This window comes from Pseudoalteromonas sp. APM04 (assembly GCF_022809815.1).
Classification (GTDB): Bacteria; Pseudomonadota; Gammaproteobacteria; order Enterobacterales; family Alteromonadaceae; genus Pseudoalteromonas; species Pseudoalteromonas marina.
The window spans coordinates 359,831-374,325 of sequence record NZ_CP094441.1 but is presented as its reverse complement, the minus strand read 5'-3'; the positions used below and the strand labels follow the sequence as shown (position 1 = coordinate 374,325).

The 14,495-nt window shown below is 41.1% G+C and carries 11 protein-coding genes; 8 read left to right on the top strand and 3 right to left on the bottom strand.

Going from position 1 to position 14,495, the window contains the following annotated elements:
• Positions 1-186: 186 nt before the first annotated feature.
• Together rraA and MTP24_RS01750 are read left to right on the top strand one after the other, a co-directional pair.
• Positions 187-684: a ribonuclease E activity regulator RraA gene (rraA, locus tag MTP24_RS01755; protein ID WP_006793083.1), complete on the top strand. Its 498-nt coding sequence runs from the start codon at positions 187-189 to the stop codon at positions 682-684.
• A 1-nt stretch (position 685) separates the two neighbouring features.
• Positions 686-1,747, top strand: a complete 1,062-nt coding sequence (locus MTP24_RS01750) for a formimidoylglutamase (RefSeq protein WP_243532498.1) — start codon at positions 686-688, stop codon at positions 1,745-1,747.
• Positions 1,748-1,872: 125 nt separating this feature from the next.
• Here the strand turns inward: MTP24_RS01750 and MTP24_RS01745 are convergent, their stop codons facing one another.
• Both MTP24_RS01745 and hutI read right to left on the bottom strand, forming a co-directional pair.
• The gene (locus MTP24_RS01745; RefSeq protein WP_243533649.1) at positions 1,873-3,534 is read right to left on the bottom strand and encodes a GGDEF domain-containing phosphodiesterase; all 1,662 of its coding nucleotides are present in this window, start codon (positions 3,532-3,534) and stop codon (positions 1,873-1,875) included.
• Between the two features lie 124 nt (positions 3,535-3,658).
• On the bottom strand, positions 3,659-4,906 hold the full coding sequence (gene hutI, locus MTP24_RS01740) for an imidazolonepropionase (protein WP_243532494.1): 1,248 nt from the start codon (positions 4,904-4,906) through the stop codon (positions 3,659-3,661).
• A gap of 119 nt (positions 4,907-5,025) precedes the next feature.
• Here hutI and hutC point away from each other — a divergent pair, with 119 nt between their 5' ends.
• The 3 genes from hutC (at position 5,026) to hutH (ending at position 9,012) form a co-directional block, all read left to right on the top strand.
• Positions 5,026-5,733 (top strand): histidine utilization repressor, encoded by a 708-nt coding sequence (hutC, locus tag MTP24_RS01735; protein ID WP_203985887.1) that lies wholly within the window; start codon positions 5,026-5,028, stop codon positions 5,731-5,733.
• 70 nt (positions 5,734-5,803) lie between these two features.
• Positions 5,804-7,477, top strand: a complete 1,674-nt coding sequence (hutU, locus tag MTP24_RS01730) for a urocanate hydratase (protein ID WP_243532492.1) — start codon at positions 5,804-5,806, stop codon at positions 7,475-7,477.
• A 2-nt stretch (positions 7,478-7,479) separates the two neighbouring features.
• The gene (gene hutH / locus MTP24_RS01725) at positions 7,480-9,012 is read left to right on the top strand and encodes a histidine ammonia-lyase (protein ID WP_243532490.1); all 1,533 of its coding nucleotides are present in this window, start codon (positions 7,480-7,482) and stop codon (positions 9,010-9,012) included.
• Positions 9,013-9,020: 8 nt separating this feature from the next.
• Here hutH and MTP24_RS01720 read toward each other — a convergent pair whose 3' ends face one another.
• Positions 9,021-9,791 carry an NADP-binding protein gene (locus MTP24_RS01720; RefSeq protein WP_243532488.1) on the bottom strand — a complete coding sequence of 257 codons (771 nt, stop codon included), beginning with the start codon at positions 9,789-9,791 and terminating at the stop codon, positions 9,021-9,023.
• A gap of 406 nt (positions 9,792-10,197) precedes the next feature.
• On the opposite strand from MTP24_RS01720, the gene secA reads away from it, so the two are divergent.
• From secA to MTP24_RS01705, 3 genes are read left to right on the top strand one after another with little or no spacing between them, the layout of a single operon-like run.
• Positions 10,198-12,906, top strand: coding sequence for a preprotein translocase subunit SecA (secA, locus tag MTP24_RS01715; RefSeq protein WP_008128203.1), 2,709 nt, complete (start codon positions 10,198-10,200; stop codon positions 12,904-12,906).
• A gap of 60 nt (positions 12,907-12,966) precedes the next feature.
• Positions 12,967-13,365: an 8-oxo-dGTP diphosphatase MutT gene (mutT, locus tag MTP24_RS01710; protein ID WP_010557984.1), complete on the top strand. Its 399-nt coding sequence runs from the start codon at positions 12,967-12,969 to the stop codon at positions 13,363-13,365.
• Between the two features lie 14 nt (positions 13,366-13,379).
• Positions 13,380-14,450, top strand: coding sequence for a phosphotransferase (locus tag MTP24_RS01705; protein ID WP_243532486.1), 1,071 nt, complete (start codon positions 13,380-13,382; stop codon positions 14,448-14,450).
• Positions 14,451-14,495: the final 45 nt, after the last annotated feature.

Genomic DNA, 14,495 nt, shown 5'->3' with positions numbered 1-14,495 from the left:
AATATATGAACACTGATTTAGCTTAGGTGTTGTAAATAACAATTGAGTGACGCTTTTAAGACACTATTGTTGCCATTCTTGATTTACTCCTTGTTTTGCTTAAATTTACTACGATTAAGTCGTTGTTATTGGTTATAAGGCAGGTATACTGAGTTATAAATTAATGTACCTTTTGAGGATAAAATAATGGATTACAGCACTTCTGATTTATGTGACCACTTTGCTGACGTGGTTGACGTGCTAGAGCCAATGTTCATCAACTTTGGTGGTCGACACAGTTTTGGTGGCCGCATTAAAACGGTTAAATGTTTTGAAAATAATGAACTGATCCGCGAAATACTATCTCAAGACGGTACAGAACAAGTGCTATTAATTGACGGTGGTGGCTCTACTCGCCGCGCACTTATTGATATTGAACTTGCTGAACTAGCGTTTGAAAACAATTGGAATGGCATTGTTGTGTACGGAGCTGTCCGCCATGTAGATGAGCTAGAAGAGCTTGATGTAGGTATTCAAGCCATAGCATCAATCCCTGTGGCTGCCGACAGCGAAGGCGCTGGCGAAAATGGGATTGGTGTTAACTTTGCTGGTGTGTCGTTTTTCGATGACGACTTCATCTATGCCGATAGCACGGGTATTGTGTTATCTGCTGAGGAACTTGAGTTGGAAGTTGTAGAAGTATAACGTGACCACTCAGTTAAAAGTATATGATGAAAGCGCGGTTAAAGCCTTATGCTCTACCCGCGCAAACGAAAAAAAAGCATGGCAAGCCATGTCTTTACTCGACACTCACGTAGATGTTCAACAAGCCCTTGTTGATGCCGCTGAGTTTGGTATGCGCTATGTACTTTTAGGCATATGTGAAGACATTGGCCCTAAAGCAAATTTAGGCAATGGTGGAGCAAGTGAAGCCTGGCCTGCTTTTTTATCTAAGTTTTTAAACCAACCTCATAATCAATTTATTGCCACTCAAAAAGTGTTGTTACTTGGCGAAGTACACGTAGATGACCTAATGGCGCAAAGTAACCTCCTAAACAACAAAAACCCTGAACAACTTCAGCAATTGCGTTTGCTATGCCAACAGTTAGATGAGCGCGTAGAAAGTGTATTAAATCTAATATTTAAAGCGGGTCTTGAACCAATTGTGATTGGTGGCGGGCATAATAACTGTTTAGGGATTATTCGTGCACTTAGTGGTTCACAGCATACACCTGTTAATGCAATAAACTTTGACCCTCATGCTGACTTTAGAGAATGCGAAGGACGCCACAGTGGCAATGGGTTTCGATATGCTTATAACGAGAAGCTACTGAATAATTACCATGTTATTGGCCTACACGAGCAGAAAAATAACCAAGCAATTATTGATGCCATGACGCAGGCAAACTTCACGTTTGATAGCTATCAGTCACTCAAAGTAAAACGCGACATAACGCTTACTCAGTCTATTGATAAGGCTATTAACGGTTTTAATTCATTACCCCTTGGTATTGAAGTAGATCTAGACAGTATTACATTTATGCCTGTAAGTGCCTATACATGCTGTGGGTTTAGTGTCAGCGACACTGAACATTTTATATATAAAGCAGCAAGTAACCGAAACGCTAAATACTTACACTTATGTGAGGCATCACCAAGCCAACATCCAAACGGACCTGAAATAGGTTCAACCCATGTAGGACAAGTGATCAGTGCATTGGTAAATAGCTATTTACTGGCAAAAGAAAGCGAGTGCTCATTCAAATAAATTTGATCGTGATGTGAGGCTATAAATTAATAGATAATGTAACCTTAGCAGCATTACTCTCCTGTATTACAACCTTGAAACGTCAGTAAGGTAGCGCAAAACGAAGTTCTTTGTGCTCACTCTAATTAACCTTGTGCTTGTTGCCACTCTTTTAACCAGCTCATTAAGCCTATGCTACTAAGCGGATGCCCAAAGTAATAACCTTGGGCAGCATAGGCATTTAAACTTTTAACAAATTTAAGTTGCTCAAGGGTTTCCACCCCTTCAAAAATGACTTTTGTTTTTTGCTGATTATGCATTTCAACCATACCGCCAACTAAACTGCGGATATTATTTTGGTTGCTAAAATCAGCCGTTAATGACGGCGCTACTTTTATATATTCCACTGCTAAGCTAGGTAACTTAGAAAGCAGTACAGGGTTATCACCTAAGCCATCAACACAAAGCTTTAAGCCAATATTGTTCAGCCTTGCGATCATCGCTCTGCCTTTATCATCGAGCCCCGTAAATATATGTAATGGACACTCAACAATTAAATCCCCCATTTGTAAGTTGTGCTCTGTTATTACATTATCAACAAACTCAACAAACTCTTCATTAAGCATTTCTGGGCCAAATACGTTAATGCTTAGCGGTATAGCTATGCCTTCTATTCTAAGTGCCATAGCAAGTTCTGCAGCCCGCTCTATAACAAACTTAGCAAGTGGGTAACCAAGCCCTGCAATTCTAATATCATCAATAAAACGATTAGCAGATAAAATCCCTTGTTTAGGATGCTGCCAACGCAATAACAATTCCAAAAACTCAATTTGACCATTTTTATTACAAATAACCGGTTGAAAATACAACTCAAGCTCGCTTGCGAAGTCAATGTTAGCAAGTTCTTTTAAACGCGCTTGCTGTTCTAATTGCTCAATCATCATTTGCTGGTGATAAGGCACCACTTTTTGAGTAGGCTGGCTATCAAGGGCTAAGTAGGCATAGGAAATTAAATCGTCAAAGTTAGTATCTTGCTCATTACAGGCAACATAGCTTGCTCTCGCTTTAACCTCAACCGTGCAATTGGCGACATTAAAAGGCTTAAGTGTTGCACCGAGTATGGTATCAATAATTTGTTCATGTAAATGCTTGTGATTGGCTAAGCTGCAAATAAACGCAAAATTTAATCCACCTAAATGGGCAAGCTTTTCATTACCCACTAAAGTAATCACTTCTTCGCTTTCTAATTGTTCTTGTATTCTATTTGCTGATTGCGCTAATAAAATATCGCCAAAGCCACGACCTATATGCTGATTAACTTGCTCAAAGCCTTCAAGTCGAATAATAATAAGCACGGCTTCAACTTGAGTATCATCACACCAAACATAGTAACCTTGACGTAACTCTTTTTTACTAGCAAATACTGAAAGGGGTGACTCTTCTACAAAGGCGTCGTCGACCAGCTTAGGCGCCATGCTAACTTTGGGCTCGTCACTTTCATCATTTAGTAACCCAACTACAGCGCACAGTAATATGGCTAGTACCACCCAAAATAACGGCACATCCAATAACAAATGTGCTGAAAACAACACCACAAATAACAGTCCAGCGGCAGAGCTGGTAATAATCATACTCCAATTATTACGCTCAAATGATTGCCATAAGTGAAAACAAAAACCAAAGGCCAATAAAATAGCTAACCATGCTTCACCGCTACTTAAAATAGCTAAACCTACAACACCTATGCATAAATAACTAAATTTAATGTTGGTATTTTTTACCGAAAATAAAGTGGTGATCATCGCCATTAAAAGCGCACCACTAAAAAAAATCGGAAAATTACTGTCGGTTAATATATTCAAGTTAACGGCACTCGTATTCGTAAAAAAACTTTAACAACAACATGTTAAATATGAACAAAAATAATACAAACTAATTAAGTTTACCCAAAATCCATAAATTTGACAGTTTATTTACGCCGAATTGGTAACTTAATTGCGATGGGTGGCTGATTTGCCAATGTGCAATGTCGGCTCTGGCTCCCACTTTTAACACTCCTCTATCATTTAAACCCAGTGCCTTAGCCGCATTACACGTTACTCCTGCCAATGCTTGCTCTGGTGTTAATCTAAAGAGTGTACATGCCATATTCATCATTAATTGCACCGAACACAGGGGTGAAGTACCTGGGTTAAAGTCGCTCGCAATCGCAATTGGCACCTTATATTGATTAAGTAGCTCTATGGGTGGCTGTTTAGTTTCTCTTAAAAAATAAAATGCCCCCGGTAACAGCACAGCCACAGTTCCAGCCTTTGCCATGGCTTCTACACCTTGCTCATCAAGGTACTCTATATGATCTGCAGATAACCCATTAAATTCGGCCACCAGCTCAGCACCATGCTGATTAGATAACTGCTCTGCATGGCATTTTACTGGCAAATTATGTTTAGCCGCCGCCGCAAATACGCGCTTAGTTTGCTCATAACTAAACCCTACATTTTCGCAAAACACATCAACGGCGTCGGCAAGGCCACCTGCAACAACTTGCTCAAGCATCTCGTTGCACACCAAATCAATATATTCATCTGCACGGCCTTTGTATTCCTTGGGTAATGCATGAGCGCCTAAAAATGTTGTTTTTATATCAATAGGATGATGCTCACCCAGTAGTCTTGCCACTTCTAATAGTTTAATTTCGTTTTCGGTATCAAGCCCATAACCCGACTTAATTTCAACTGTTGTTACGCCTTCTTTTAACAGTGTATTGAGCCTGTCTTTGGCATCAACAAATAGTTGCTCTCTATCTGCAGCTCTGGTTGCTTTTACTGTACTTGCAATGCCTCCGCCTTGCGCTGCAATTTGTTCATAGCTTACGCCTTGTAATCGCTGCTCAAATTCTTGCGCACGAGAACCAGCAAATACCAAATGTGTATGGCAATCTATTAAACCAGGTGTTAGCCATTGCCCTTTTATGCTCAAAGTTGGCGTTGCGAAAACGTCAAATGACGGCAGCGATGCTTGCTCACCTAGCCATACAATTTCTCCGTTTTTAATGGCTAATGCTGCATTTTTGATGATCCCATAAGGCGTATCTCTAGTGGGATCCATTGTGGCAATATTTGCATCGGTTAAAAGTAAATCGATATTTTCTAAGTTATTATTTTGCTGAGTGTTTTGCATATTGCAGTCCATACATACCCTGACATGATTGAAATATAGTCTAACAATCCTCTTGTATATACAAGAGGATTGTGTCATCTTATTTAATATAAATTACTCCTAATGCAGCTACCTAGTTAATGACAACACCTAAATTTGCGCAAATAAAACAATTTATTGTTGATAAAATTCGCAGCGGTTTGTGGCAAGAAAACCAACGCGTTCCCTCTGAAAACGAGCTAAGCACACAATTTAGCGTTAGCAGAATGACTGCTCGCCGCGCACTTAGCGAATTAACAGAATCTGGAATACTTACGCGTAGCCAAGGCCTTGGAACATTTGTTGCTTCGTTTAAGTCGCAGTCTTCATTACTTGAAATTAAAAATATTGCCGATGAAGTTAAAGAACGTAACGGCAACTACACCTGTAGCGTGCTTATACTTGAATCAATAAACGCGGTGGCCCCTATTGCTATCGCACTAGGAGTAGAAGTAGATAGCGTCGTGTACCGAAGCGTACTGGTTCATAACGAAAACGACAGCCCAATACAGCTTGAAGAACGCTTTGTAAACCCTGCGCTTGCTAGCGGCTATTTACAACAAGATTTTAGTGCAACGACTCCTCATGAGTATCTTTCAAGTGTTGCACCTCTCACCCAAGCTAGACACACAGTAGAAGCCATTATGCCCAACAACGAAATGTGCCAATGGTTAAACCTATATAACGAAGAGCCTTGCCTGCAAGTTATTCGCAGAACATGGTCAGTTAACGGTATTGTAAGTTTTGCACGACTTGTATCGCCTGGTAGCAAATACCGCTTGGGCGGACACTTAACGTTTAAAAAATAAGATAAACAAAATTGCGCATCATGCGCTTTTTTTGTGACAAATCACCTTGTATATACAACAGGAGCAACACATGACTAACCGACTCGACACAAGTCGCATAATACGTGCACCGCATGGCGATATGATAAGCGCAAAAAGCTGGCAAACTGAAGCGGCAAAACGCATGCTCATGAACAATTTAGACCCTGAGGTTGCAGAGCATCCTCACGCATTAGTTGTTTATGGTGGTATTGGTAGAGCGGCACGTGATTGGCCAAGTTTTGATAAAATAATAGCAACCCTAGACCGATTAAATGATGACGAAACATTGCTTGTTCAGTCAGGTAAACCTGTTGGCGTATTTAAAACACACAGCAATGCTCCTCGCGTTTTAATTGCAAATTCAAACTTGGTACCCCACTGGGCTAACTGGGAGCACTTCAACGAGCTAGATAAAAAAGGTTTAATGATGTACGGCCAAATGACGGCTGGATCTTGGATTTATATTGGCTCTCAGGGCATTGTACAAGGCACATACGAAACATTTGTAGCTATGGCTAAACAACACTTTAATGGTCAAGCTAAAGGTAAATGGGTGTTAACAGGTGGCCTTGGTGGCATGGGCGGCGCGCAGCCACTGGCGGCAACTATGGCGGGCTTTTGCGCCTTAGTTGTTGAGTGTGACGAAAGCCGCATCGATTTTCGCATTAAAACTGGCTACGTTGATGTAAAAGCCACAAATCTTGAACATGCACTGCAGTTAATTACTGACGCATGCGTTAACGACAAAGCAATTTCGGTTGGCTTGCTGGGCAACGCTCCAGATATATTTAGCACACTTGTAAGCAGTGGCATTACACCCGATATAGTGACTGACCAAACATCAGCACACGACCCACTTAATGGTTACTTACCACAAGGTTGGACTATGGAGTACGCCGCAAAAATGCGTGAACAAAATCCAAAAGCGGTTGTAAAAGCAGCCAAACAATCAATGGCTGTACAAGTTAATGCCATGTTAGCCCTACAAAAAGCAGGCGCAGCAACCACTGACTACGGTAATAATATCCGCCAAATGGCATTTGAAGAAGGTGTTACAAACGCATTTGATTTCCCTGGCTTTGTTCCAGCTTATATCCGCCCATTATTTTGCCAGGGTATTGGCCCGTTTCGATGGGTCGCTTTATCGGGCGATCCAGAAGATATTTATAAAACAGATGCTAAAGTAAAAGAACTAATCCCTGATGATGCACATTTGCACAATTGGCTTGATATGGCGCGCGAACGCATTCAATTCCAAGGCCTACCGGCTCGTATATGCTGGGTGGGTTTAAAAGACAGAGCACGCCTAGCACTGGCATTTAATGAAATGGTAAAAAATGGTGAGCTTAAAGCACCTATTGTTATTGGCCGTGATCATCTTGATTCTGGCTCAGTAGCAAGCCCTAATCGTGAAACAGAAAGCATGAAAGATGGTTCAGATGCCGTCTCTGATTGGCCATTGCTTAATGCGTTGCTTAACACTGCAAGCGGTGCTACGTGGGTATCACTTCACCATGGCGGTGGTGTAGGAATGGGCTTTAGCCAACACTCAGGTGTTGTTATTGTTGCCGATGGTACAGACGAAGCGAAAGCACGTGTTGGTCGCGTGCTTTGGAATGACCCCGCTACCGGTGTAATGCGCCATGCAGATGCCGGTTACGACATCGCAAAAAACTGTGCCAAAGAGCAAAACTTAGACTTACCAATGCTGAACGAGGAATAATCATGGTCGAACTAACTCTCACGCCCGGCTCGCTTGATTTAAATAGTCTAAGAAAGATTAATGCATCAAGTGTACAAATAAACCTTGAAAAAAATGCCGAATCTCAAATCGCTGCCAGCGCACAAACCGTTCAAAATGTCATTAATGAGCAACGCACAGTGTATGGAATTAACACCGGGTTTGGCCTGCTTGCTAATACCAAAATTGCCGATGACGAGCTTGAGCTACTTCAGCGTTCAATTGTGCTTTCTCATGCCGCTGGCATTGGCGAGTACATGGACGACAGCACAGTAAGATTGATGATTACACTAAAAATCAACTCACTTTCTCGTGGCTTTTCTGGCATTCGCTTACAAGTCATCGAGTTCTTTATACAGTTGCTAAATAGTGAAGTTTACCCATGCGTTCCTAAAAAAGGCTCTGTTGGCGCTTCGGGTGACTTAGCTCCACTTGCACATATGTGCTTACCCTTGCTAAGCGAAGGCCAGATGCGCCATCAGGGTAAAATAATCAGTGCGGCTGAAGGTTTGAAAATAGCAGGGCTTGAACCGCTTACGCTTGCAGCAAAAGAAGGTTTAGCGCTGCTTAACGGTACTCAAGCGTCTACCGCTTTTGCATTACAGGGGTTATTTAGAGCAGAAGATTTATATGCGCAAAGCTGTGTAATAGGCTCTATAAGTATTGAAGCAGCAATGGGGAGCCGCGCTCCCTTTGACTCACGTATTCACGAAATTCGTGGGCAACGTGGTCAAATAGATACCGCACAAGTGTTTAGAGATTTGCTTGATACTCAATCACAAATTAGCGACTCACATGTAAACTGTGAAAAAGTACAAGACCCTTATTGTTTACGCTGCCAACCTCAAGTATTGGGTGCGTGTTTAACACAAATACGCCAAGCAGCTGACGTATTGCTGTGCGAATCAAATGGTGTAACCGACAACCCACTCGTATTTGCTGATGTAGGCGATATTATTTCTGGCGGAAACTTTCACGCTGAACCTGTCGCTATGGCCGCCGACAACCTCGCTGTTGCAATTGCTGAAATTGGCGCTTTAGCAGAGCGCAGAATTGCTCTACTTATTGATTCTAACTTATCAAAATTACCGCCCTTTTTAGTTGAAAACGGTGGCGTAAACTCTGGCTTTATGATTGCTCAAGTAACAGCAGCAGCATTGGCATCTGAAAATAAATCGCTTGCGCATCCCGCGTCTGTAGATAGCTTACCAACATCTGCCAACCAAGAAGATCACGTTTCAATGGCTACGTTTGCCGCGAGGCGGTTACAAGAGATGGCAAATAATACACAAGGTGTTTTGGCTATAGAGTGGCTTGCATCAGTACAGGGCTTAGAATTTAGAAAACCGCTAAGCCCGTGTGAAAAAGTATCAAAGGCAAAAAATTTACTACGCGAATACGTGACCTACTACGATAAAGATCGCTATTTTGCACCCGATATAGAACAAACTAACACTCTATTGAGCGAAGGTAAATTGTGCGACTTTATTGACCACAACCCTCTCCCTTCTTATTAAAATAAGTGTTAAATACCGTACTGGTAAGTAAAGTCTAACGCCTCGATAGCTGAGCCAATAACCTTGCGCTCAGCTTTTTCATCGCTCGTAAATTTTGGTATTTCGCCACCATGCTGCTTACACTTTAATGCATAGTAATCGGCTTTTGTTGGGTGCTCGGGGTTAACGATATTGTAAATATTTTGTCCTACTTGCCAATGCGCTATTACCGCAAAAATAGCATTTATTACATCTTGCTGATGCACCATGTTAACCACTTGCTGACTTGAAGTATTAAGCTCTTTACCCGCAACAAACTTACCCGGCTCTCTGTTTGGGCCAAGTAATCCTGCTAAACGCAGTACCTTACCGTTTTGCTCAAGGACTTGCTCTTCGGCCTGATATAATTTTGTTTGCCTTGGATTGGCGCAAGCAATATCGCTACTTTCACTGTATACACCGGGTCCTTGGTCGTAAACCCCTGTGGATGAACATAATAAAAACCCTTTTGCATTTAACTTTTTAGACAACGCCAAGGCTGCAGTAAGTGTTTCTGGGTAATTACTCTCGCTATGACGACTTCGTGGTGGAATAGCACAGACCCAAAACGCATTGTCTAAATCAACCTGATGTATTAGCTGATTACCTTCTAATTTAAACTGGCGCTCAAAATCAAATTCTCGTGTATTTGACCGACGAGTACCCTGCACCTTCCAACCTGCCTGTTGTGCATTAACACATAGCGCATGACCTAACCAGCCAGCACCCAATACAACTAATTTATTCACCTTATTTTGCATGTTGAAACACACCTTCGCGTTAAGCGCACCATTGTTTAATGCTGTTATCTGAGCATAATTTTCTAAAGTTCACAAATGTAACGCCCCCCTTGTTTTTAATTTTTTAAGCACCATATATTCACAGTTCATTACTATTTTTATAGTAATGAGTTAATACCACGGCTTTTTTAGAATGCAGATCAAATTTTTCTATTTTATATACAGATCTTTTGGCTGAGATAGTTTGTTGTTTGGCAGAGTCTGGTATAGTAGCGCACGTAATAAACAGTGCTTTTTGAATGGTTTAATACAAAATTGCTAATTAATATGTACTAAGTGTTACTTAAAAGCACATATTAATTACCAATTGTTAAAAATGGGTTAGCCGATACGCGGCTAACAACGAATTGATTGTAACGGTTTTATCATGATATCTAATTTATTTACCAAGATTTTTGGTAGTCGCAACGACCGCACTATTAAAAACTTTAGAAAGACGGTCGCGCTAATCAATGCGCTAGAAACGCAGTTAGAAGCCCTTTCTGATGAAGATTTACGCGCTAAAACAGCAGAATTCAGAGAACGTTACGATAACGGACAAAGCCTTGACGATATTCTACCTGAAGCATTTGCAGTAGTTCGTGAAGCATCTAAACGCGTTAATGGCATGCGCCACTTTGACGTACAGTTACTAGGCGGCATGGTTTTACACGAAGGACGCATTGCAGAAATGCGTACCGGTGAAGGTAAAACACTTACGGCAACCTTACCTGCTTACTTAAACGGCTTAACAGGTAAAGGGGTTCACGTTATTACCGTGAATGACTATCTTGCTAAGCGCGATGCTGAAACTAACCGTCCGTTATTTGAATTTTTAGGCCTAACGGTTGGCTGCAATGTTCCTGGCATGATGCCACAACAAAAAAAGCAAGCGTATGCTGCTGACATCACCTACGGTACAAACAACGAGTTTGGTTTTGATTACCTTCGCGACAACATGGCATTTAGTATTGATGAGCGCGTTCAGCGTCCATTATTTTACGCTGTTGTCGATGAAGTGGATTCAATCCTAATTGATGAAGCGCGTACACCGCTTATCATCTCAGGCCCAGCCGAGGACAGCTCACAGCTATACACTGAAATAAATACCATCGTTCCTTTACTTGAACTACAAGAAAAAGAAGACGAGGAAGGTGTTGAAGGCGACGGCGATTACACAATCGATGAAAAGTCTAAGCAAGTTCATTTAACTGAGCGCGGCCAAGTTAAAGTAGAAGAATTACTTAGTGAGCGTGGCTTAATTGAAGAAGGCGATTCGCTATACTCTGCTGCAAGTATTACCTTGTTAAGCCATGTATATGCTGCACTTCGCGCGCACAAATTATATCAAAAAGATGTTGATTACGTTGTTAAAGAAAACGAAGTTATCATCATTGACGAGCATACTGGTCGCTCAATGGAAGGTCGTCGTTGGTCTGAAGGTTTACACCAAGCTGTAGAAGCTAAAGAAGGTGTTAAAATTCAAAACGAAAACCAAACATTGGCGTCTATTACGTTCCAAAACTACTTCCGTTTGTACGAAACATTAGCGGGTATGACAGGTACAGCCGACACCGAAGCATTTGAGTTTCAGTCAATTTATGGCCTAGATACGGTTGTTATGCCAACTAATAAGCCTATGATCCGTGATGATCGCGCTGATTTAGTTTACCTAACGCAAGAAGAAAAATACGAAGCTATTTTAGTTGATATTAAAGACTGTCAAGAACGCGGACAGCCTGTACTAGTAGGTACTATCTCAATTGAAAGCTCCGAATACTTATCACAGTTTTTACGCAAAGAAAAAATTAAGCACAATGTACTTAATGCTAAATTCCACGCACAAGAAGCTGATATCGTCTCAGATGCAGGTTTACCTGGTACTGTTACCATTGCAACTAACATGGCCGGTCGTGGCACCGATATTGTGCTAGGTGGTAACTGGAATAGCGAAGTTGAAAAACTTGATAATCCAACTGATGAAAAAATTGCTGAAATTAAAGCAGCATGGAAACTTCGCCACGATGCAGTTATTGATGCTGGCGGTTTGCACATTATTGGTACTGAGCGCCATGAATCGCGCCGTATAGATAACCAATTACGTGGTCGTTCTGGCCGTCAAGGTGATGCTGGTTCTAGCCGTTTTTACCTTTCGATGGACGATGCGCTTATGCGTATATTTGCCGGCGAGCGCATGACTAACATGATGCGTAAACTAGGTATGCAACGCGGTGAAGCAATTGAACACCCATGGGTTAACCGCGCAATTGAAAATGCACAGCGTAAAGTAGAAGCACGTAACTTTGATGTTCGTAAACAGCTACTTGAATACGATGACGTAGCAAACGATCAACGTCGTGTTGTTTACTCTCAGCGTAATGAATTACTTGAAGAAGGTGATATTTCAGAAACTATCACAGCAATTCGTGGTGACGTACTAAGCAATACAATAGATCAATACATTGCTCCACAAAGCCTTGCTGAAATGTGGGATGTACCAGGTCTTGAAGAGCGCTTAAAACAAGACTTCTTAATTGAGCTACCAATTACTCAATGGTTAGCAGACGACAATAAACTATACGAAGAAAAACTTCGTGAGCGTATTGAAGAAGCTGTTGATCAAGCTTACAAGCAAAAAGAGCAACAAGTTGGTGATTCAGTTCTACGTCAATTCGAAAAAGCAATTATGCTTCAAAGTCTTGACCAACATTGGAAAGATCACCTTGCGGCGATGGATCATTTACGCCAAGGTATTCATTTACGTGGCTACGCGCAAAAGAATCCTAAGCAAGAGTACAAACGCGAGTCGTTTGAACTGTTCTCTGAAATGCTTGAAAACTTAAAAGTTGATGTAGTTAGCATTTTAAGTAAAGTACAAGTACGTGCAGAAGAAGATGTTGAAAAAGTAGAAGAGCAACACCGTAAGAGTGAAAATGCCCCTCGCGAGTACCAACATGAAGAAGCTGAGCACGTAGGCGGCGAAGCACCTCCAAGTGCGACGGTAATGGCCAGAACAGAGCCAAAAGTTGGTCGTAACGATCCGTGTCCTTGTGGTTCAGGTCAAAAATTCAAGCAATGTTGTGGTAAATTAAAATAACCACGCATTGTAAGTAATTAAAAAGCGGCGCTTGCGTCGCTTTTTTTATGGGATAAAAATATGACAATAAAAATAGTAAATGTAGCCGTTGGTGTAATTAAAAAAAATAATGCAATATTTATCTGCAAACGTGCCGATGACCAACATCAAGGTGGCTTATGGGAGTTTCCTGGTGGTAAAGTTGAAGCGAATGAAAGTGTATTTGCAGCGCTTAAACGTGAGTTGACTGAAGAAGTAGGTATTACTATTCACAGCTCTAGCCAGCTCATGGTGATCGAACATGATTATGGCGACAAATGCGTAAAACTCGATATTCACGTTGTCAGTAACTTTAGCGGTGAAGCGCATGGCGCTGAAGGGCAACCTAGTGAATGGGTAAATATTAGTGAGTTAACTCACTATGACTTCCCTGCCGCTAATGCTGAAATAATTGAAAAACTGCAATCTCGATACGCTTGATTAAGTGAGTTACAATGAATAACACTGTACAAAATACGTTGAGTAAACTGCTAAAACTCAACCCTGAAACAACTCAGTTGAGTACCATCAGTAGCGGTCATATCAATAGCACATGGCTACTAACACATTTTGAACAGCGATTTATTGTGCAAAAACTTAACACTCATGTATTTAAGTACCCAGCTCAAATTGTCAGTAACGCACAACTTATAGAGCAACACCTAAATACTAAGCAGAAGCAAAACAACTATCCGCTCGATATTGTTAAACACATTAGTACAGGCAACAACGCGTATTTAACCATGCTTAATGAAGAGCCATATCGCGTACTTAACTATATTGAGCACAGTTACAGCGAGGATATTGTTAAAAACCCAGAGCAAGCGCATCAAGCTGCTTTGGCCTTTGGTACTTTTGCAAGTGCCTTACACGATTTTGACACAGCCACACTGCATACTGTGATTGATGATTTTCATAACTTGGCTATGCGCTTTGAGCAGCTAAACACAGCAATAACTCATAGTGATGAAAGCAGGCTTAACCGCAGTAAAAAAGACATTGAATTTTGCTTATCGCAACAACACTTAGTAAATGAACTTAAAGCTATAACTCAGCATTTACCTATTCGAGTTTGCCACAACGACACTAAAATCAATAATATGCTCTACTGCAGTAAAACTCATAAAGCGAAAGCTGTTATTGATTTAGACACCTGCATGCCTGGTTTTTTATTACACGATTTTGGCGATATGGTACGTACATTTTGCTGTGCAGAAGCAGAGGATTCGACAAGTCTTGATAAGGTTGTTATTAGAAAAGAGGTTTTTGAAGCACTCGTTAAAGGTTACTTAGCACCACTCAAACCAATATTGAGTAAACAAGAACAGCTCAGTTTACTTTTAGGCGCTAAAATAATGCCCCTGATGCTCAGTGTGCGCTTTTTAACAGATTACTTAAATAACGACGTGTACTTTAAAACCGCATACCCCGAACACAATTTAGTACGCACTCAAAACCAACTCGCTTTATATAAAAACATTTTAGTTAACGAAGCATGGATGTACGAAACCCTAATGAAACAATAAAGTAAGCGTTTAAAATTTCGTATCAAAAAAGCCAGTAAGTTAAAC